This is a genomic window from Roseateles sp. GW821-FHT03B02 (assembly GCF_059421025.1).
Window position 1 is genome coordinate 72,917 of sequence record NZ_JBWKUV010000005.1, and the last position, 20,263, is coordinate 93,179.

General features: G+C 69.0%; 19 protein-coding genes. 15 read left to right on the top strand and 4 right to left on the bottom strand.

Annotated elements, in window-relative coordinates; genetic code table 11:
- Positions 1-3 precede the first annotated feature (3 nt).
- The 9 genes from paaA to AC07VX_RS15130 all read left to right on the top strand — a co-directional run bounded on the left by paaA (position 4) and on the right by AC07VX_RS15130 (position 8,788).
- On the top strand, positions 4-1,008 hold the full coding sequence (gene paaA / locus AC07VX_RS15090) for a 1,2-phenylacetyl-CoA epoxidase subunit PaaA (protein WP_493166539.1): 1,005 nt from the start codon (positions 4-6) through the stop codon (positions 1,006-1,008).
- 10 nt (positions 1,009-1,018) lie between these two features.
- On the top strand, positions 1,019-1,312 hold the full coding sequence (gene paaB, locus AC07VX_RS15095) for a 1,2-phenylacetyl-CoA epoxidase subunit PaaB (RefSeq protein WP_394396507.1): 294 nt from the start codon (positions 1,019-1,021) through the stop codon (positions 1,310-1,312).
- Positions 1,312-2,076 (top strand): 1,2-phenylacetyl-CoA epoxidase subunit PaaC, encoded by a 765-nt coding sequence (paaC, locus tag AC07VX_RS15100; protein WP_493166538.1) that lies wholly within the window; start codon positions 1,312-1,314, stop codon positions 2,074-2,076. The genes paaB and paaC overlap by 1 nt, the downstream gene beginning before the upstream one ends.
- The gene (gene paaD / locus AC07VX_RS15105; RefSeq protein ID WP_493166537.1) at positions 2,070-2,540 is read left to right on the top strand and encodes a 1,2-phenylacetyl-CoA epoxidase subunit PaaD; all 471 of its coding nucleotides are present in this window, start codon (positions 2,070-2,072) and stop codon (positions 2,538-2,540) included. The genes paaC and paaD overlap by 7 nt, the downstream gene beginning before the upstream one ends.
- A 4-nt stretch (positions 2,541-2,544) precedes the next feature.
- On the top strand, positions 2,545-3,606 hold the full coding sequence (paaE, locus tag AC07VX_RS15110) for a 1,2-phenylacetyl-CoA epoxidase subunit PaaE (protein WP_493166536.1): 1,062 nt from the start codon (positions 2,545-2,547) through the stop codon (positions 3,604-3,606).
- Positions 3,606-4,223, top strand: a complete 618-nt coding sequence (locus AC07VX_RS15115) for a TetR/AcrR family transcriptional regulator (RefSeq protein ID WP_493166535.1) — start codon at positions 3,606-3,608, stop codon at positions 4,221-4,223. The genes paaE and AC07VX_RS15115 overlap by 1 nt, the downstream gene beginning before the upstream one ends.
- A gap of 16 nt (positions 4,224-4,239) precedes the next feature.
- Entirely contained in the window at positions 4,240-5,385 is a 1,146-nt protein-coding gene (locus tag AC07VX_RS15120) for an ABC transporter substrate-binding protein (protein WP_493166534.1), read from the top strand.
- A complete protein-coding gene (gene paaZ, locus AC07VX_RS15125) occupies positions 5,382-7,424 on the top strand; it encodes a phenylacetic acid degradation bifunctional protein PaaZ (RefSeq protein ID WP_493166613.1) in 2,043 nt (680 codons plus the stop codon). The genes AC07VX_RS15120 and paaZ overlap by 4 nt, the downstream gene beginning before the upstream one ends.
- A 149-nt stretch (positions 7,425-7,573) precedes the next feature.
- On the top strand, positions 7,574-8,788 hold the full coding sequence (locus tag AC07VX_RS15130) for a DUF4382 domain-containing protein (protein ID WP_493166533.1): 1,215 nt from the start codon (positions 7,574-7,576) through the stop codon (positions 8,786-8,788).
- 45 nt (positions 8,789-8,833) lie between these two features.
- Here the strand turns inward: AC07VX_RS15130 and AC07VX_RS15135 are convergent, their stop codons facing one another.
- Positions 8,834-9,544: a C40 family peptidase gene (locus AC07VX_RS15135; protein ID WP_493166532.1), complete on the bottom strand. Its 711-nt coding sequence runs from the start codon at positions 9,542-9,544 to the stop codon at positions 8,834-8,836.
- A 240-nt stretch (positions 9,545-9,784) separates the two neighbouring features.
- Between AC07VX_RS15135 and AC07VX_RS15140 the strand changes: the two genes are divergently transcribed.
- The 3 genes from AC07VX_RS15140 to AC07VX_RS15150 are packed head-to-tail and all read left to right on the top strand — an operon-like array spanning position 9,785 to position 14,251.
- Positions 9,785-11,677 carry a propionate--CoA ligase gene (locus AC07VX_RS15140; RefSeq protein ID WP_493166531.1) on the top strand — a complete coding sequence of 631 codons (1,893 nt, stop codon included), beginning with the start codon at positions 9,785-9,787 and terminating at the stop codon, positions 11,675-11,677.
- 37 nt (positions 11,678-11,714) lie between these two features.
- Positions 11,715-12,221 (top strand): hypothetical protein, encoded by a 507-nt coding sequence (locus tag AC07VX_RS15145; protein WP_493166530.1) that lies wholly within the window; start codon positions 11,715-11,717, stop codon positions 12,219-12,221.
- Positions 12,222-12,277: 56 nt separating this feature from the next.
- Positions 12,278-14,251, top strand: a complete 1,974-nt coding sequence (locus tag AC07VX_RS15150) for a M3 family metallopeptidase (RefSeq protein WP_493166529.1) — start codon at positions 12,278-12,280, stop codon at positions 14,249-14,251.
- A 9-nt stretch (positions 14,252-14,260) separates the two neighbouring features.
- Here the strand turns inward: AC07VX_RS15150 and AC07VX_RS15155 are convergent, their stop codons facing one another.
- Together AC07VX_RS15155 and argH are read right to left on the bottom strand one after the other, a co-directional pair.
- Positions 14,261-14,737 carry a hemerythrin domain-containing protein gene (locus AC07VX_RS15155; RefSeq protein WP_493166528.1) on the bottom strand — a complete coding sequence of 159 codons (477 nt, stop codon included), beginning with the start codon at positions 14,735-14,737 and terminating at the stop codon, positions 14,261-14,263.
- A 45-nt stretch (positions 14,738-14,782) separates the two neighbouring features.
- The gene (gene argH, locus AC07VX_RS15160) at positions 14,783-16,180 is read right to left on the bottom strand and encodes an argininosuccinate lyase (RefSeq protein ID WP_493166527.1); all 1,398 of its coding nucleotides are present in this window, start codon (positions 16,178-16,180) and stop codon (positions 14,783-14,785) included.
- A gap of 78 nt (positions 16,181-16,258) precedes the next feature.
- Between argH and AC07VX_RS15165 the strand changes: the two genes are divergently transcribed.
- From AC07VX_RS15165 to AC07VX_RS15175, 3 genes are all read left to right on the top strand, one after another.
- A complete protein-coding gene (locus AC07VX_RS15165) occupies positions 16,259-17,368 on the top strand; it encodes a sensor histidine kinase (protein WP_493166526.1) in 1,110 nt (369 codons plus the stop codon).
- Positions 17,365-18,201 (top strand): LytR/AlgR family response regulator transcription factor, encoded by an 837-nt coding sequence (locus tag AC07VX_RS15170; RefSeq protein ID WP_493166525.1) that lies wholly within the window; start codon positions 17,365-17,367, stop codon positions 18,199-18,201. The genes AC07VX_RS15165 and AC07VX_RS15170 overlap by 4 nt, the downstream gene beginning before the upstream one ends.
- A gap of 154 nt (positions 18,202-18,355) precedes the next feature.
- Positions 18,356-19,465 carry a hypothetical protein gene (locus tag AC07VX_RS15175; RefSeq protein ID WP_493166524.1) on the top strand — a complete coding sequence of 370 codons (1,110 nt, stop codon included), beginning with the start codon at positions 18,356-18,358 and terminating at the stop codon, positions 19,463-19,465.
- A 3-nt stretch (positions 19,466-19,468) separates the two neighbouring features.
- On the opposite strand, the gene AC07VX_RS15180 is transcribed toward AC07VX_RS15175, so the two are convergent.
- Positions 19,469-20,257 carry an alpha/beta fold hydrolase gene (locus tag AC07VX_RS15180; protein WP_493166523.1) on the bottom strand — a complete coding sequence of 263 codons (789 nt, stop codon included), beginning with the start codon at positions 20,255-20,257 and terminating at the stop codon, positions 19,469-19,471.
- Positions 20,258-20,263 lie beyond the last annotated feature (6 nt).

Below are 20,263 nucleotides of genomic sequence, written 5' to 3' on the forward strand. Positions count from 1 at the left end.
AGCATGTATACCCAAGCCATGGATCTGATGGCGCGGGAAGCCAGGCCCAAGGTCGTCAAAAGCGCCGAGGAGCTGGCCCGCGAGCAAGCCTTTGAAGCCCGCATCGACGCGGGGGACTTCATCGAGGCCAAGGACTGGATGCCCGAGCACTACCGCAAGACGCTGGTGCGCCAGATCAGCCAGCATGCGCACAGCGAGATCGTCGGCATGCTGCCCGAGGGCAACTGGATCACCCGTGCCCCGACGCTCAAGCGCAAGGCGATTCTTCTGGCCAAGGTGCAGGACGAGGGCGGACACGGTCTGTATCTCTACGCTGCCGCCGAGACCCTGGGCACCAGCCGCGACGAGATGACGGCAGCGCTGCTGAGCGGCAAGGCCAAGTACAGCTCCATCTTCAACTACCCGACGCTGACCTGGGCCGACATCGGCGTCATCGGCTGGCTGGTGGACGGCGCCGCCATCATGAACCAGGTGCCGCTGTGCCGCTGCTCCTATGCGCCCTATGCGCGGGCCATGATCCGCGTCTGCCGCGAGGAGAGCTTCCATCAGCGCCAGGGCTACGAGAGCCTGCTGGTGATGATGCAAAAGGGTACTGCCCAGCAGAAGGCCATGGTGCAGGACGCCGTGAACCGCTGGTGGTGGCCCTCGCTGATGATGTTCGGCCCGGCGGACAAGGACTCGCCCAACTCCGAGCAGAGCATCCGCTGGGGCATCAAGCGCGTCACCAACGACCAGCTGCGCCAGAAGTTCGTCGACGCCACCATCCCGCAGGCCGAGATCCTCGGCGTGTCGGTGCCCGACCCCGACTTGAAGTGGAACGCCGAGCGCGACAGCTATGACTTTGGCGCCATCGACTGGGCCGAGTTCTGGCGCGTGGTGGGTGGCGAGGGCCCCTGCAACCGCGAACGCCTGGCCGCGCGCAACAAGGCCTGGGACGACGGCGCCTGGGTGCGCGAGGCCGCCATGGCCCACGCCAAGAAACAGGCCACCAAGGCTCAGGCCGCTTGAGGAAGAAGAGATGAGCAACACCAAGAACGAATGGCCGCTGTGGGAAGTCTTCGTCCGCAGCAAGGCGGGCCTGGACCACAAGCATTGCGGCAGCCTGCACGCGGCCGATTCGGCCATGGCCATCCAGATGGCGCGCGACGTCTACACCCGACGCCAGGAAGGCACCAGCATCTGGGTCGTGCGCTCGGAGCAGATCGTCGCCAGCGACCCGGTCGAGAAGGGCAGCCTGTTCGAGCCCGCCGACGACAAGGTCTACCGCCACCCCACTTTCTACGAGCTCCCCGAAGAGCTCAATCACATGTGATGGACGCCAAGCTCAACTACGTCCTGCAACTGGCCGACAGCTGCCTCATTCACGCCCAGCGCCTGGGCGAGTGGTGCGGCCATGCGCCGGTGCTGGAGGAAGACCTGGCCTTGTCCAACATGGCGCTGGACCTGCTGGGCCAGGCGCGCGCACTGCTGACCCACGCCGGCGTCATCGAGGGCCAAGGCCGCGACGAAGACCAGCTTGCCTTCCTGCGCGAGGAGCGCGACTACCGCAACCTCGTCCTCGTCGAGCTGCCCAATGCCGCAGCCAGCCCGAGCGACGGCAGCGGCGGACGCGACTTTGCGCTGACGACGCTGCGCAACGCGGCCATGGCCGTCTGGCTGGAACTGCTCTACGAGCGCCTGCAGGCCAGTGCCGACACCGTACTGGCCGGTATCGCCGCCAAGTCGCTGAAGGAAGTGCGCTATCACCGCCAGCACAGCAGCGACTGGGTCGTGCGGCTGGGCGACGGCACGGCGGAGTCGCAGGCCCGCATGCAGGCGGCGCTGGGCGTGCTGTGGCCCTACTTCAACGAGCTGTTTGCCGCTGCCGGCGTCGAAGGTGTCGGCCCGGCCTGGAAGGAGCTGGAGCCCGAGTGGCGTGCCCGCTGGGCCACGCTGATGCAGGAAGCCAGCTTGGCGCTGCCGCGCGACAGCGCCATGCAGCCGCAGGGCCATCTCGGCATCCACAGCGAGCACATGGGCCATCTGCTGGCCACGATGCAGCATCTGCAGCGCGCCTACCCTGGGGGCGTGTGGTGAACATTGACGCGGCCCGCGCGCGCCTCGCCGCCGTGCCCGACCCCGAGATCCCGGCGATCAGCCTGGTGGAGCTCGGCATCGTGCGCGAGCTGCGCGAGACCGACGCCGGCCTGGAGGTCGTGCTGACGCCGACCTACAGCGGCTGCCCTGCCACCGAGCTGATCGTCGACGACGTACGCGCGGCGCTCAGCGAGTTCGGCGACGTGACCGTCACGATGCAGCGCAGCCCGGCCTGGACGACGGACTGGATCACTCCCGAGGGTCGCGAGAAGCTGCAGCACTACGGCATCGTGCCGCCGCAATGCAGCGCCGAGCAGGCCATTTCAGTCGTGCCCAGGCTGCGCTGCCCGCGCTGCGACGGGGGCAAGACCGAGCAACTCTCCCGCTTCGGCTCCACCGCGTGCAAGTCCACCTGGCGCTGCATCGAGTGCGGCGAGCCCTTCGAATACTTCAAACCCATCTGAGCTGATGGCACTCCATTTCCACCCCTTGCGCGTGACTTCGGTCGAGCGCGACACCGACGACGCGATGGTCGTCGGCTTCGAGGCGCCGGCGGAGGGTTTCGCCTTCGAGCCCGGCCAGTACCTCACGCTGCGCGCCAGCGTCGGCGGCCAGGAGCTGCGGCGCAGCTACTCCATTTGCTCCGACCGCCGGCTCAAGGTCGGCATTCGCCGCGTCGATGGCGGTGCGTTCTCGACCTGGGTGCATGAGCAGCTCAAGGCCGGCGACCTCGTCGAGTCCTACCCCCCGCAGGGCCGCTTCGTGCTGCCCGCTGCCCGGGTCGAAGGCCGCCATGTGCTTTTCGTCGCCGGTGGCTCGGGCATCACGCCCATCCTCAGCCTGCTCAGCGCGTTGCTGGAGCGCGAGCCGCAGTCCCGCGCGACGCTGATCTATGCCAACCGCCGCACCGCGTCGACGATGTTCAAGGAAGAGCTCGAAGACCTGAAGAACCGCTTCATGACGCGGCTGTCCCTGCACATGATCTTCAGCCGCGAAGCGGTCGATGCGCCGCTCTATGGCGGCCGCCTGGACGCCGGCAAGCTCAGCGTCTTCCTGGCCGGCCCGGTGCCCGCCGCCAGCGTGGACGAGGTCTTCGTCTGCGGTCCTTTCGAGATGAACGATCAGGCCGAGGCCGCTCTGCTGGGAGCAGGCGTGGCGGCCGAGCGCATCCACATCGAGCGCTTCGGCACGCCCGAGACGCTGGCCGGCAAACCGGCGCCGCACGAGGTCAAGCCCGGCGACGCGCCGCAGGCGCGCGTGACCGTCATCCGCGACGGCATCTCGCGCGAGATCGAGTTCCACTCGACCGACCCCAGCCTGCTCGACGCCGCCGCGCGGGAGGGCATGGACGTGCCGTTCTCCTGCAAGAGCGGCGTCTGCTCCACCTGCCGCTGCAAGCTCGTCGAGGGCCAGGTGCGCATGGACAAGAACTTCGCGCTGGACAAGGCCGAGGTCGCCGCCGGCTTCATCCTGAGTTGCCAGGCGCATCCGCTCACCGAGCGCGTCGTCATCTCCTTCGACGAGCGCTGATGGCCCGCAAGAGAGCCCCAGGCTTCGAAGCCCAGCGCGAGGACATCCTCGCCGCCGCCGCCCGGCTGTTCGCGACCCAGGGCTTCAGCGCCACGTCCATGAACCAGGTGGCCGAGGCCTGCGGCGTGGCCAAGCCCACGCTGTACCACTACTTCCAGGACAAGCAGGACCTGCTGGCGCAGATCTGCGACAGCCATGTGCATGCGTTGCTGGCCCTGGTGGAGGAGGTCAAGGCCCGGCAACTGGCTCCCGACGCCCAGCTGCGTGCGCTGATTGACCGCTTCACCCGCGCCTATGCCGATGCGCAGGCCCAGCACCGCGTGCTGACCAGCGAAATCAAGTTCCTGGCCGACGCCGAGCGCGAGCGCCTGCTGGACGTCGAGCGTCGCGTTGTCGGCGAATTCGCCACGGCGCTGTGCCTGGTCCGCCCCGAACTGCGCGACGCCAACCTTCACAAGCCGCTGACCATGCTGCTTTTTGGCATGATCAACTGGACCTTCACCTGGCTGCGTCCCGACGGCGATCTTTCGCATGAGGCGCTCGCTGCCCTGGTCAGCGATCTGTTCTTCGGCGGTCTCGGTGCAGTTCAGCTGCGCCAGCCTGCCCACATTCAATAACCCGAGGAGACGACCCATGAAGCAATTCAAGCAACTCGCCCTGGCCCTGGCTGCCACCCTGAGCCTGGCCGCGCACGCGGACATCAACGTCGGCGTCACGCTGTCGGCCACCGGCCCGGCCGCCTCGCTCGGCATTCCCGAGAAGAACACCGTCGCGCTGATGCCTACCACCATCGGTGGCCAGAAGGTCAACTACATCGTGCTGGACGACGCCTCCGACACGACGACCGCCGTGGCGAACACGCGCAAGTTCATCACCGAGAACAAGGTCGACATCGTCATCGGCTCCACCGTCACGCCCAACTCGCTGGCGATGATCGACGCCGTCTCCGAGTCCGGCACGCCCATGATCTCGATGGCCGCCTCGGCCCGCATCGTCGAGCCCATCGATGCCAAGAAAAAGTGGGTCTTCAAGACGCCTCAGAACGACATCATGATGGCCCTGGCCATCGTGACTCACATGGTCGACAACGGCGTGAAGACGGCGGCCTTCATCGGCTTCGCCGATGCCTACGGCGAGGGCTGGTGGGGCGAGTTCAACAAGATCGCAGCGACCAAGAAGCTCAACATCGTCGCGACCGAGCGCTACAACCGCACGGACACCTCCGTCACCGGCCAGGTGCTCAAACTCGTGGCCGCCAGGCCCGACGCCATCCTCATCGCTGGCTCGGGCACTCCCGCCGCGCTGCCGCAGAAGGCACTGAAGGAGCGCGGCTACGCCGGCAAGATCTACCAGACCCACGGCGTGGCGAACAACGATTTCCTGCGCGTGGGTGGCAAGGACGTCGAGGGGACGCTGCTGCCCTCCGGCCCAGTGCTCGTCGCCGCCCAGCTGCCGGCCGATCATCCGGTGAAGAAGAGCGCGCAGGACTACATCGCCAAGTACGAGGCGGCACATGGCAAGGGTTCGGTGTCCACCTTCGGTGGCCACGCCTGGGATGCCGGCCTGCTGCTTGCCGCTGCAGCGCCCGAGGCGCTGAAGAAGGCCCAGCCCGGCACGCCCGCCTTCCGTGCCGCGCTGCGCGATGCGCTGGAAAACGTGAAGAACGTGGCCGGCGCGCATGGCGTGTTCAACATGTCGGCCGGCGACCACCTGGGCCTGGACCAGCGCGCGCGCGTGATGGTGCAGATCAAGGACGGCGCGTGGGCGCTCATCAAGTGAGCACGCTGCAGAGCTACATCGCCGGCCGCTGGGTTGGCGAGCGGGCGGCCAAGCCGCTGACGAGCGCCATCAACGGCCGCGTGGTCGCCCACACCCACGAGGAGGGCCTGGACTTCGCCGAGGCCATGGCCTACGCGCGGGGCACGGCGCTGCCCGGCCTGCTGCGCAGCCACTTCCAGGACCGCGCCCGCGTGCTCAAGGCGCTGGCCGGCTATCTGATGGAGCGCAAGGAAGAGCTGTACGCCATCAGCGCCCACACGGGCGCGACGCGCAGCGACTCCTGGATCGACATCGAAGGCGGCATCGGCACCTTGTTCGCCTACGCCTCCATCGGCGGCAAGGACCTGCCCAGCAGCAACGTGCTGCACGAGGGGCCGCCCATGCGGCTGGGGGCCAACAACCACTTCATCGGCAGCCATGTGATGGTGCCCAAGCGTGGCGTGGCCCTTCACATCAATGCCTTCAACTTCCCGATGTGGGGAATGCTGGAGAAGTTCGCGCCCAGCTTCCTGGCCGGCATGCCCTGCCTGGTCAAGCCGGCGACGGCGACCAGCTACGTCGCCGAGGCCTGCGTGCGCCTTATCGTGAACTCCGGCCTGGTGCCGGCGGGCGCGCTGCAGCTCATCATCGGCGGCACGGGCGACCTGTTCGAGCGCCTGGACGAGGCCGACGTCGTCACTTTCACCGGCAGCGCCGATACCGCGTTGATGCTGAAGGCCCACCCCAATCTGCTGAAGAAGAGCATCCCCTTCAACGCCGAGGCCGACAGCCTGAACTGCGCCATCTTGGCGCCCGACGTGACGCCGGATGATCCGGAGTTCGACCTCTTCATCAAGGAAGTGGCCCGCGAGATGACGGCCAAGGCCGGCCAGAAATGCACGGCCATCCGCCGCACCATCGTGCCGGCCAAGCTGGTCGATGCGGTCGCGGCTGCGCTGAAGGCCCGCCTGTCCAAGACGGTGGTGGGCGATCCCGCCGTCGAGGGCGTTCGCATGGGGGCGCTGGCCAGCAAGGCCCAGCAGGCCGACGTGGCCGAGCGCGTGGCGCAATTGGCGCAGAACTGTGAGTTGCTGCTGTCGGAGCGCGACGGTTTTGCGCCCAAAGGGGAGGGCGTGAAGGACGGTGCGTTCTTTGCACCGACGCTGCTGCTGGCGCGTGACTCGGCCGCCAGCGACGCCCACCATCTGGAAGCTTTCGGCCCGGTGACGACGCTGCTGCCCTACGGCGACTTCGAAGAGGCGCTGCACCTGGCGACACTGGGCCGCGGCAGCCTGGTGGGCACCGTCTGCACCAAGACGCCGGCCCTGGCCGCGCAAGCCGTGCCGACCTTCGCGGCCTGGCACGGACGCATGCTGGTGCTGGACCGCGAGGCCGCGCTGGAGAACACCGGTCACGGCTCGCCGCTGCCCAAGCTCAAGCACGGCGGCCCCGGCCGCGCGGGTGGGGGTGAGGAACTGGGCGGCCTGCGCGCGGTGAAACACTATCTGCAGCGCTGCGCGGTGCAGGGCTCGCCGACGATGATCTCGGCCGTCACGGGCGAGTACCAGCGCGGTGGCGCCGTCACCGAGAGCGAGATCCATCCCTTCCGCCGCTACTTCGAGGACGTCGAGGTGGGCATGAGCCTGCTGACCCACCGCCGCACGGTGGGCGAGGCGGACATCGTCGCCTTCGGCGGCCTGTCGGGCGACTACTTCTACATGCACTTCGACGAGGTCGCGGCCCGGGAATCGCCCTTCGGCAAGCGCATTGCCCACGGCTACTTCGTGCTGTCGGCGGCCGCCGGCTTGTTCGTCAGCCCGGCCCCCGGCCCGGTGCTGGCCAACTACGGCCTGGAGAACCTGCGCTTCATCACGCCCGTGGCCATCGGCGACACCATCCAGGCGCGGCTGACCGCCAAGCGCAAGATCGACCGCCCGCCACGTGACGACCAGCCGGCGCAGGGTGTCATCGGCTGGGACGTGGCCGTCACCAACCAGCGTGGCGAACTTTGCGCGAGCTACGAGATTCTGACGCTGGTGGCCAAGCGCGTGGCCGGCTGAGCCGGCGGGGCCGGGCTGCACGCAGTCCGGCCAGACAGCTCCGTGCAAGTCTGTCGGACGGCGCTGACAGAGAACTCGTTCCGCGGCCGACATCAAGGCTCACGCGGCTCCCCTAGGCTGGCGCCTTCACAGTCGTTGAGGGGCCTGCCATGTCTTACCTGAACCATTCCGCCATTCGTCGCTTCGCTCTACCCGTCGCCGCAGCTGCCGCCCTGGCCGCCTGCGGTGGTGGCGGCGGCGGCGGTGAACCGATGGCGAATCCCAATGCCGCCACCGGCACGCTGCGTGTCTCGCTGACCGACGCGCCTGCCTGCGGTTTCGACCATGTCTACGTGACCGTCGAGAAGGTGCGCGTGCACGGCAGCGCGTCGGCGGAGGCTACCGACGCCGGCTGGACCGACATCGCCCTCGCCACGCCGCAGCGCATCGACCTGCTGTCGCTGTCCAACGGTGCCATGACCACGCTGGGCCAGACCCAACTGCCCGCCGGCACCTACCAGCAGCTGCGCCTGGTGCTGTCGGCCAACACGGCAACCAGCCCGCTGGCCAACTCGGTGGTCATCACTGGCGGCGGCGAACAGGCCGTCGAGACGCCCAGCGCCATGCAAAGCGGCCTCAAGCTCAACGCCAACCTGACGGTGGCTGCGGACAAGGTGGCCGATTTCGCGATCGACTTCGATGCCTGCAAGTCCTTCGTGCGGGCCGGCAATTCCGGCAAGGTGCAGCTCAAGCCGGTCCTCTCGTTGATCCCGCTGCTTGGCGACGCCGGCCAGCGGGTCATCGGTTTCGTCGACGCTGCGCTGGCCAATGGCGCCGCGACGGTGTCGGTGCAGTCTGCAGGCGTGCCGGTGCGCGCCACGCCGACCGACGCGAACGGTAAGTTCGTCCTCTACCCGGTGCCTGCAGGTACCTACGACCTCGTCGTCACCGCCGCCGGCCGGGCCAATGCCGTCGTCACCGGCGTGCCCGTCACGACGACGGCCTACACCTACGTCGGTGGCGACGCCGCGCGACTCGCGCCGCCGGCCTCGGCCGCGTCGGCGGCCGTCGGGGGCACGATCAAACTGGCCGGATCCACGGCCAACACCGGGGGCGCCGTGCGCGCATTGCAGGCGCTGACCGCTGGACCGACCGTCGAGGTGGGCTATGCCAATGCCGACAGCACCAGCGGTGCCTATTCGATGCGGCTGCCGCTATCCGCGCCGGTCCTGACGGCCTATCAGGCGTCCGCCACGGGCTTTGTCTGGAGCAGCACGCCGGCCGATGCGGCCAGGTACCGTTTCGAGGCCAGCGCGACCGGCGCCACGCCGAAGACGCAGAGCCAGACGCTGACCGGCGACACGGTGCTGAACTTCGATTTCTGAGGCAGCAGGTGATGACGCCTGCCGGACGGGTTCCGGCGGGTGCCGTCAGCGCGTCAGGGCGCCGTCGCCGGCCGCCGCGGCTTTCAGGTCGGCGCGGCGCGCGCCGGTGAAGCGCTTGGCCCAGTAGGAGTCGCGCATGTCCTCCACGCGCACGGCGCTGCCGGTGCGGGGGGCATGGATGAACTTGCCCTCGCCGACGTAGATGCCCACGTGGCTGAAGGTGCGCTTCATCGTGTTGAAGAACACCAGGTCGCCGGGCTTGAGCTCGTCGCGGCGGATGGACATCAGGCTGTCGTCCTTGGCCTGCTCGTCGGCGCGGCGCGGCAGCACCAGGCCCACGCTCATCTCGAAGATGTGGCGGGTGAAGCCGCTGCAGTCAAAGCCGTTCTCGACCGAGTTGCCGCCACGCGTGTAGCGCACGCCCAGGAAGTTCATGGCCGACAGCACGAGGTCGGAGGCCGTATCGCGCACGCTGGCCAGCAGCCGCGTCGGGGCGCTCTGCTCGGAGGCGTTCAGCAGGCCGCGCTCGTTGAGGAAGCGGCTGACCGCGTCACTGGCTGCGGCGGGTTGGGCCGGCTTGGCCGCGGCGGCCTGCTGTTGCTGCAGGCTCTGGCCGTAGGCCCCCGTCATCGTGCCTGGCGGCGGCGTCACCGTCGCGGCCTGGGCCACGCCCTGCGCCTGCGCAGCCACGCAGCCGGCTGCCAGAAGGCAGGCCGCCGCAAGGCGATTCAGCGGGACAACGGAAACCAGGGACATGCGGGAGAAGGGAGCCGGGGATCAGGGGCGGACCGCGGGCGGTCGCGATAGCGGGGACGGGACAGCGGCGCGGAGGTTAGGTGGGGCACCCGGCACCGTCAATCAAAGCGGACGTAAAGCGGTCTATTTTCAGGGCAAACCCCGGCTTCGTCAGCCGCGAGCTCCGTGGAAACCCTGGATTTTGTCACGCCTGCCACGGGGTCAGACTGACGTCAGTGCCTGCTGCGCACACTTGTCGACATGACACAGACCTATGCCGACTTCCATCAGCGCTCGCTGACCGAGCGCGACGCCTTCTGGTCCGAACAGGCCCGCCGCATCGACTGGCAGACGCCGCCGCAGCAGGTCTGCGACGTGAGCCGGCCGCCGTTCGCACGCTGGTTCGTCGGTGGCACGACCAACCTCTGTCACAACGCCGTGGATCGCCACGCCGCGACGCGGCCGGGCGACGCCGCGCTGATCTGGGTGTCCACCGAGGTCGGCAAGGAAGTGGTCTACAGCTTTGCCGAGCTGCAGGCTGAGGTGCAGGCCTGCGCGGCCATGCTGCTGGCCCAGGGCGTGGGGCAGGGCGACCGTGTGCTGATCTACATGCCCATGATCCCCGAGGCGGCCTTCGCGATGCTGGCCTGTGCGCGCATCGGCGCCATCCACTCGGTGGTGTTCGGCGGCTTTGCCTCCGTCAGCCTGGCCAGCCGCATCGACGATGCCAGCCCGAAGCTCATCGTCAGCGCCGACGCCGGCAGTCGTGGCGGCAAGGTGGTGCCCTACAAGCCGCTGCTGGACGAAGCCATCCAGCTCGCCGTCCACAAGCCCGAGAAGGTGCTGATGGTGGACCGCGGCCTCGCACCCTTCGCCCCCGTGGCCGGCCGCGACCTGGACTACGCCGCGCTGCGCGGCCAGCACCTGGGCCAGAAGGTGCCGGTCACTTGGCTGGAATCCAACAGCATCAGCTACACGCTCTACACCAGTGGCACCACGGGCAAGCCCAAGGGCGTGCAGCGCGACGTGGGCGGCTACGCCGTGGCCCTGGCCACGAGCATGGACTACATCTTCGGCGGCAAGGCCGGCGAGACCTATTTCTCAACCAGCGACATCGGCTGGGTCGTCGGCCACAGCTACATCATCTACGGCCCGCTGATCGCCGGCATGGCCACGCTGATGTACGAGGGCCTGCCAGTCAACCCGGATGCCGCCGTCTGGTGGAGCCTGGTCGAGAAGTACAAGGTGACGGTCATGTTCAGCGCCCCAACCGCGGTGCGCGTGCTCAAGAAGCACGACCCCGCGCTGCTCAAGCGCCACGACCTCTCCAGTCTGCGCGCGCTCTTCCTGGCTGGCGAGCCGCTGGACGAACCCACTGGCCGCTGGATCGCCGAGGCCCTGGGCGTGCCCATCGTCGACAACTACTGGCAGACCGAGACCGGCTGGCCGCTGCTGACCGTGGCCAACCACGTGCCCGGCGTTGCCCCGGTGCCGACACGCTTCGGCTCGCCCGGCATGCCCATGTATGGCTACGACGTGAAGCTGCTCGACGAGCAGACCGGCGAGGCGCTCACCGCGCCCAACCAGAAGGGCGTGTTGGTCATCGAGCACCCGTTGCCGCCGGGCTGCCTGCAGACCGTGTGGGGCGATGATGAGCGCTTCGTGCGCACCTACTGGAGCAGCGTGCCCGGTCGGCAGGTGTATTCCACCTTCGACTGGGGCCTGCGCGACGAGGACGGCTACACCTTCATCCTTGGCCGCACCGACGACGTCATCAACGTGGCAGGCCACCGCCTGGGCACGCGCGAGATCGAGGAGAGCATTTCCAGCCATGCCGCGATTGCCGAGGTGGCCGTGGTGGGCGTGGCCGATCAGCTCAAGGGCCAGGTGGCCATCGCCTTCGCCGTGCTGCGCGATCCGGCGTTGGCTTCCACGGCGCTGGAGGGCGAGGTCATGAAGCATGTCGACGGCCAGCTCGGCGCCGTGGCCCGCCCGGCGCGGGTGCACTTCGTCGGCGTGCTGCCCAAGACCCGCTCCGGCAAGCTGCTGCGCCGCGCGCTGCAGGCCGTGGCCGAGGGGCGCGACCCCGGCGACCTGACGACGCTGGACGACCCCAACGCGCTGGCCCAGGTGAAGGCCCTGCTGGGCCGCTGAAGCCGCGGACTGTGCTGGTGGCCACCCGCCGCCGGCCATGCTGAACTACCGCCAGACCCTGCCACCGCCCGCGCTGCGTGGCGCCGTGGCGCGGTTCTCGCAGCGCCGCTGCAGGGCCGCGCACCGACACTCCCCGGCCTTCGGCCTGCCGGCGCGGCTGGATCGCTTCATCGAGGTCTACCTGGGCGAGCCGGTGCGCGTCGGCCAGGCCGGCCAGACGCCGGACAGCGTGCCTGACATCGTGCTGGTGGCCCCGCACACGCGGCCCGGCAAGCGACTGCAGATGGTGGGTGATGTGGACACCTTCACCATCCACGTTGAGCCCACCGGCCTGCACCGCCTCTTTGGCCTGCCCCTGCAGGGCCATGCCGCCGTGAAGAAGGCGCATGCCGTGTTCTTCGACGTCAAGTTTCTCGGCGAGCCGGGCCCCGCGTCGCAGAACCGCACGTCCGTCCTGGCCGTGCCCAGCCCGGGAGGGCTGCGCATCAGCCACGTCGCCAACATCGAGGTCAATCCGCAGGCAGTGCGCCACAGCCCGGTGTGACCGATGGCTGGCCGATGCCGGCTCGCGAGAATGGCGGTTTCCCACAAGGAGACCCGATGCATCCCTCGCTCACCGGCGCAGCCCTGCTGGCGCTGACCCTGTCGATCGCCCAGGCGGCACCCACGCTGCCCGGCCCCAATTTCCCGCAGTTCTCATCCGCGTCCGACGTCACGACGCGCTGCGACACCGGCCTCAAGGGCGCGAAGCAGCGGGTCGCGGCGCTGGAAAAGCGCAAGGTCGACGCCGGCTGGCTGGCCGCCTACGACGACCTGACCGTCTATCTGGAAGACCACCAGGCGCCCACGGACTTCGTCCTCAACGTCCACCCCGACAAGGCCGTGCGCGACGCCGCCCAGGCCTGCTCGCTGCGCTGGGCCGACTTCGGCTCCAGCCTTGGCCAGAACGAGAAGGTCTACCGCGCGCTGCAGAGGGCGCCGAAGAAGGACGGTATCGACGCCGAGCTCGTGCGCCTGGCTTCGGGCCAGTTCGAGGACAGTGGCGTGGCCCTGCCACTTCCCAAGCGCGAGCGTGCCAAGCAGATCCTGGACAAGCTCACCGAGCTGGACCAGCAGTTCAACAAGAACATCCGCGACGCCGGCATCCGCGTCGCCTTCACCGAGGCCGAGCTCAAGGGCGTGCCGGCCAGCGTCTGGGAGAAAGCCAAGCGCGACGACCAGGGCCGCATCCTGCTGGGCGTGGACTATCCCAGCTACGTGCCCGTCATGCGTAGCGCCGAGAGTGGCGAGGCGCGCCAGCGCATGTGGCTGGCCAAGACCAACGAGGGCGGCCAGGCCAACCTCGACCTGCTGGCCCAGATCGTCACGCTGCGCGGCGAGTACGCCGCACTGTTCGGCTTCGGCAACTACGTCGACTTCAACCTGCGCCGCCAGATGGCCAGGGACGGCGCCACGGCGACCCGCTTCCTGGACTCCGTGACCAGCGCCGTCAACGAGCGCGAGAAGGTCGAGCTGCAGGAGTTGCGCGCCGCCAAGGCCCAGCACCTGGGCACGCCCTTCGAGCAGACGCGCATCGAGCGCTGGGACGCCAGCTTCTACGGCGAGCGCGTCAAGCTGCAGAAGTTCAGCGTCGACCAGAACGCCTTCCGCCCCTACTTCCCGCCCCAGGCCAGCCTGGAGTTCGCGCTGCACGTCATCGAGAAGATGATGGGCGTGAAGTACCAGCGCATTGACAACAAGCTCTGGCATGACGAGGCCCAGACTTACGTCGTCAGCGACGCAGCCTCGGGCAAGGCCATCGCCCAGCTCTACGTCGACCTCTACCCGCGCGACGGCAAGTACAACCACGCCGCCGTGTGGCCGCTGCGCGGCAGCGCTACGCGCGCCCACCGCACGCCGGCCGCGGCCCTGGTCGTCAACTTCGACCGCAACGGCCTGACGCTGGACGAGGTGGAGACCCTGCTGCACGAGCTGGGCCATGCGGTGCACGTCAATCTGTCCAGCACCCGCTACACGACGACCTCGGGTACCAGCGTCATGCACGACTTCGTGGAGGCGCCGTCACAGATGCTGGAAAGCTGGGTCTACGACAGCAAAGTGCTCAAGCTGATGCAGGAGGTCTGCCCCGGCTGCAAGCCCGTGCCCGACGCGATGGTGACGCAGGCCCAGGCTGCCAAGCACTACGGCAAGGGCGGCCAGTTCGGTCGCCAGCATCTCTTTGCCAGCTACGACATCGCCCTGCACCAGTCGGCCAGGCCCGAGCCCCTGCCGCTGTGGGCGAAGATGGAAGGCGCCACGCCGCTGGGCCATGTGCCGGACACGCTGTTCCCGGCGGGCTTCGCCCACATCGCCGGCGGCTACGGCGCGGGCTACTACGGCTATCTGTGGAGCCTGGTGGTCGCCATGGACCTTCGCACGGCGTTCGAGGCCGACAAGTTGAGCCCCGAGGTCGGCAAGCGCTACCGAGAGCAGGTGCTGGGCCAGGGCGCACAGAAGCCGGCGCCTGAACTGGTCAAAGACTTCCTCGGCCGCGAGTCCAACTCGCAGGCCTTCTTCGAGTACCTGAAGAAGTAGGAGGCCGGGTCAGCCGCCGCAGCTGCTCGATCCGCAGCCGTGCGCGGCTCCCGCCGCGACGGGCTCGCGGCATTCGCCCGTTGCCGGGTCGAAGCCACGCTGCTCCATCGTCCACACGAGCGCGGTGTCCATCATCTCAGCGTGCTGCGGAAACCACTGGGCCAGCTCGGTGCGCAGGATGTTCAGCGGCTCGCGATCCTTTAGCTCGGTGGCGTAGCGCAGCGCCTCGCGCATGACGCGCAACACCATCGCGTGCTGGCTGGCGTGGCAGTTTTGCGGCTCGAAGCCGCAACGCGCCATCCAGTCCTCCTCCATCGCGAAGTGGGCCTCGGTGTGGGCCAGCAGCTCGTTGTAGGCGGGCAGGGGATCGCTGCCGCCGTCCAGCGCGGCGCCGAAGCCGTTCAGCAGTTCGACGAACTCCTGGTGGGTGGTGTCCAGCTTGGGTTGGTTCAGGACCAGCTTGTCGGTCCAGGCAAGGGTGCTCATCTGACGGATGCTAGGCAGCGGTTCGTGTGGCGGTATTGAGCCAGCTCAAGCCAGGCGCGCGCGGTGGCGGGCCACCTGGGCGCGCACCTGGGCCGGCGCCGTGCCGCCCAGCACGTTGCGGGCGTTCAGCGAGCCTTCCAGCGACAGCACGTCGAACACGTCAGCCTCCACGCGGGCATCGAAGGCCTTCAGCTCGTCCAGCGACAGCGCGGCCAGGTCCACACCCTTGGCTGTTGCCGTCTTCACGGCGTGCGCCACCACCTCGTGCGCATCGCGGAAGGGCAGGCCCTTCTTGACGAGGTAGTCGGCCAGGTCGGTGGCCGTGGCATGGCCCTTCAGCGCGGCGGCGCGCATGGCCTCGGGCTTGGCGGTCAGACCGGCCAGCATGTCGGCAAAGATGCGCAGCGTGTCCTTCAGGGTGTCCACCGTGTCGAACAAGGGCTCCTTGTCCTCCTGGTTGTCCTTGTTGTAGGCCAGAGGCTGGCCCTTCATCAGCGTGACGAGGCCGACGAGGTGGCCGACGACGCGGCCCGTCTTGCCGCGCGCCAGCTCGGGCACATCGGGGTTCTTCTTCTGCGGCATGATCGACGAGCCGGTGCAGAAGGCATCGGGCAGCGCGATGAAGCCGAAGTTCTGGCTCATCCACAGGATCAGCTCCTCCGACAGTCGTGACACGTGCAGCATCACGAGCGAGGCCGCCGCCGAGAACTCGATTGCGAAGTCACGGTCGCTGACCGCGTCCAGGCTGTTCTGGCAGACGCCTTCCATGCCCAGCGTCTTCGCGACGCGTTCGCGGTCCAGCGGGTAGCTGGTGCCGGCCAGGGCCGCGGCACCCAGCGGCAGGCGGTTCACTCGCTTGCGGGTGTCGAGCATGCGCTCGGCGTCGCGGGCGAACATTTCCACGTAGGCCAGCAGGTGATGGCCGAAGCTGACCGGCTGCGCAACCTGCAGATGGGTGAAGCCCGGCAGGATGACGTCGGCGTGCTTGTCCGCCTGCTCGACCATCACGCGCTGCAGGCCGTTCAGCAGGCCCTCGATCTCGTCGATCTCGCCGCGCAGCCACAGCCGCACGTCAGTGGCGACCTGGTCGTTGCGGCTGCGGCCCGTGTGCAGCCGCTTTCCAGCGATGCCGACGCGCTCCGTCAGGCGGGCCTCGATGTTGAGGTGCACGTCTTCCAGGTCCAGTTTCCAGTCGAACTGGCCGGCCTCGATCTCGGCGGCGATCTCGGTGAGGCCGCGCTGGATGGCGGCATGGTCCTCGGGGCTCAGGATGCCCTGGGTTGCCAGCATCTCGGCATGGGCCAGGCTGCCCGTGATGTCGGCCTTCCACAGCCGCTTGTCGAAGCCCACGCTGGCCGTGTAGCGCTTGACCAGATCGCTCATGGGCTCGGAGAACAGGGCGGACCAGGCTTGGGATTTATTGGCGAGTTGGTTGTCTGACATGGGGCGGGCTGTGGAAATCAGCGCGCAAAATGCACGCGCAGCCCGGGATTATCGAACGCCAACAACTCCGAGCCCCACATGCCCTTCTTCAAGCGCCGCGCGCCAGCCCACCACAGCGTCTGGCACGAGTCCATGCAGCTCAGTCAATGGCTGGGCTTCGCGGCCACCGAACTGCCTGAGCTGCCCGAGCTCAACGAGGCCCCGCTGCTGGACCCGACGCGCGCCTTCGACGTCTGCCATGTCGGCCTGGTGCTGCGCGCCGTGCTGGGCGTACAACTGCTGCTGGGCCTGGGCACGGCCCTGGTCGCGCGTGATGCCGCCCAGTGGCTGGCGCTGACGGCCAACGGTACCGTCGTGACCATGTTCGCCGTGCTGTCCTGGCTGCTGGCCGTCTGTGCAGCCAAGCGCCTGTGGCCGCGGCTGCCCGAGCCGGCGCAGTGGCTGGCGCTGATGGGGCTGGGCGCCGCCGGCGCGCTGATGGGCTTCGGCCTGCTGAGCCTGACGAGCGAGGAAGCCCCGGGGGCCTGGCGCATCGCCAGCGTGGCCGCGGCCGGCGCCAGTGGCGCGGCGTTGTTGCTGGCCTGGCTCAAGCTGCGCGAGCACACCCAGCGGCCGGCCGATGCGCTGGCCCAGCTCGTCGAGCTGCAGTCGCGCATCCGGCCGCACTTTCTCTTCAACACGCTGAACAGCGCCATCGCCCTCGTGCAGGTGGACCCCGCCCGCGCCGAGAGCGTGCTGGAGGACCTGGCCGAACTCTTTCGCGTGGCGCTGGCCGACGCCAGTGCCTCCGTCACGCTGGCCGAGGAGGTGGAGCTGGCGCGGCGCTACCTCGCCATCGAGCAGATCCGCTTCGGCAAGCGTCTGCGCATCGTCTGGCACCTGGACCCCGAGGCCGACGCCGCCCGCGTGCCGCCGCTGCTGCTGCAGCCGCTGGTGGAGAACGCGGTGCGCCACGGCGTCGAGCCCAATGACGAAGGCGGCGAGCTGGAGGTCACGACGCTGCGCCGAGGGGCTGAGGTTGAGATCCGCATCGTCAACACCGTGGGCGCACCGGCCCGCACGGTGGGACACGGCCTGGCCCTGCGCAATGTGCGCCAGCGCCTGAAGCTGATGCACGACGTCGCGGCGCGCTTCGACATCGAGTCCACGGCGGAGCGCTTCGCATTGCGGATACTCGTGCCGTTATGACTGCTGTGCTGCGCGTCCTTCTCGTCGACGATGAACCCCTGGCCCGGCTGCGCCTGCGCGGCCTCGTCGACGCCATCCAGGAGCCGCGCTGCGAGGTCATCGCCGAGGCCGCCACCGGCTCCCAGGCCGCCAGCTGGCTGCGCGAGCACAGCTGCGACATCGTGCTGCTGGACGTGCAGATGCCCGGCGCCGACGGCCTTCAGTTTGCCGACGGCCTGGCCCAGCGCCCGCCGGGCGTGCCGGCGCCCCTGATCATCTTCGTGACGGCCCATGCCATGCATGCGCTGCGCGCCTTCGAGCTGGACGCGCTGGACTACCTGACCAAGCCCGTGCGCCGCGAGCGTCTGCAGGCTGCGCTGGCCCGCGCGGCGCAGCGCCTGTCCGAGCGCGCCGCCGTGCAGGCGGCCCTGCCGCCCTCCGAGGGTGACAAGCCTGCCGCGCCCGACCACGCCGACTTCATCACGCTGACCGACCGCGGCCGCCTGCTGCGCGTGCCGGTCGCCGAGGTGCTGTACTTCAAGGCCGAGCTGAAGTACCTGACGCTGCGCACCGCCAGCGAAAGCCATGTGATGGACGGCGCACTGTCGGAACTGGAGCAGCGCCTGGGCGATCGCTTTCTGCGCGTGCACCGCAATGCGCTGGTGGCGCGCTGGGCCGTGCGCGAACTGGAGAGGCATGCGCCGACCAGCTTTGGCGAGCTGGATGGCGGCGACCCCGGGGCGGACGCCGCCGACAGCTGGGCGGTGCGCATCGTCCATGTGGATGAATGGCTGGCCGTGTCGCGGCGCCAGGTGGCGGCAGTGCGGGAGGCGCTGGCGGGGCTGAAGGCTTGAGGCGCACTGCGCCGTGGCGGGCTCGCGGGTGGCCGGTGGCCATGGCGCAGGCCTCGGGCCTGTCGATGTGGGATCTGCGCCTGCTGACCCGGGGCGGTGTGATGAGGATCCTGCGTTGAGGAAAGGATGGCGCTGGGCAGGCGCCGGGTTGGCGGTGGCTGTCATCACCACCGGCTGGCTCCACCGGACGGCTTGGGACCAGGCAGTGGGCAGCGGGCAGGCATCTGCGACCGCGACGCTCAGCGGGGCGGCCGCTGGGGAGCGTCCCTTTGCGGCCCGCGTACCGCCTTCGGTGACGGCGTCCGGCATTGCCGCAGGCATCGCCCCGTTGGTGGCCGCATCGGGTTCGGGTCAGGCCCATGACGAGTCCATCGAGATATGTGGGCTGGGCCGGGTGTCACAGCGGCAGATGGAAAACGGGAACCCGCTTCTGATGGCCAGGGCTGCCATCGCGGCCAGGGGGCTGTCTCAGCGCAAGGACGCGGCACTGAGCCAGCTGTCTGCCCGGCTGGCGGCAGGACCTGACCGCGACCAGGTCGCCGCCAGGCTGTTGATGGGCGACGCCGAAGGCGCAGCACTTTTCGCGGCGCGCTCTGCGGATGCCGTGGCCTATCGACTGGCGCTGATGAGTTGTTTGAAGTCGTCAGGCGCGCCGAGTTGCCAGGCGCTGACGACACAGGGTTGGGCTAGGCTGGATCCCGAGGACGCCAGGCCGTGGCTGCAAATCATGGGCGACGCCATGCGCCGGCCCGATGAGGCGTCGGCCGCCGAGGCGCTGGAGCAGGTGCTGCGGCGGCGCAAGCTCAGTCCGAGCCGCGTGTTGGTCCCCGTCATCGACGGGGCGGGAGCGAGCGTTGAAGACGCGGTCGGCCTGGGCCTAGCCACCATCGACATCGTCGGCATGGAAGCCGCGATGCCGGACCCGTCCGGCATGGGCATGCTTAGATACTGCAGTGCCGAGGCACTCAAGAATTCCTCGCGGCGACCACGCTGCGAGCGTCTGGCACGGTGGTTGTTCGAGCATGCAGACAGCGTCATGGATGGCCTTATCGCCGTCCGCATCGCCGATGGCGTGGCCATCGCCGCCGAGCAGCGCCCCTTCAGCCGCGAGCAGCTGAACACGGGTTTGAAGCGGCTGGCCGAGGAGTCCGCACTGGGCGTCGACATGAGCTGTGCAGGCATCGCCCGTGCGGCGGACTGGCCCGCCAGGTTCGCGCAGCGCAACGAACTGCAGCAGGCCTTGCAGGCCGCCTCGCGGCGTTGAATCTCAGGCCACCGGCATGCGCTGCATGGCGCCCAGGCTGTCCAGGATCAGCGCATTGACGCGCCCGGCCTCGGCGATCGGCGCCATGTGGCCGGCGCCTTCCAGCGTCTGGAGCTGCGCCCGCGGCAATTGCTCCGACAGGGCCTGGGCGACGCGCCGGGCACTGGTGCGCGTGGCACTGCCACAGAGCAGTTGAACCGGCATGCGCAGCAGATCCAGGCGTGCGGCGCTCCATGGCTCGGCGAACAGCGCATCGAAATGGCGGCGCACTGTCGGCATGGCCTCGGCGACACGCATCTGCTGGGTGGCGTCCATCTCGGGCCAGACATCGCGGCCCTGCCAGTAGGCGCAGAAGCCTCGTGCGGCGCCGAAGTCGTCGCCGCCGTCCAGGGCCGCGGACAGCGTGGCCGCCACGTCGCTGATCTCCAGCCAGCCCGGATCGGTCGGCCCCAGGGCCGTCAGCACGGCGAAGGCGACGGGCTCGTACAGCGTCAGCGACAGCACGCGCTGCGGCTGCTGCAGCGCCACCTGCAGCGCGACGGCGCCGCCGTAGCTGTGCCCGACGAGATGAAAGCCCTGATCCGCTGCGAGCGGCAGTTCGGCCAGCAGGCCGTTGGCCTCGACGCTCAGCCGGCTGGGCATCAGCTCGGGCCAGTCGGGGCGGCCGCCGTGGCCGTAGAGGTCGGGCGTGTGCCATTGCCAGGCTTCGCCGCCATCGGCGACGAGCCGGCGCCACTGGCGGCCGCTGGCCGCGCTGGAGTGCAGGCAGACGACGGGATGGGCGTGGGGCATGGAGGT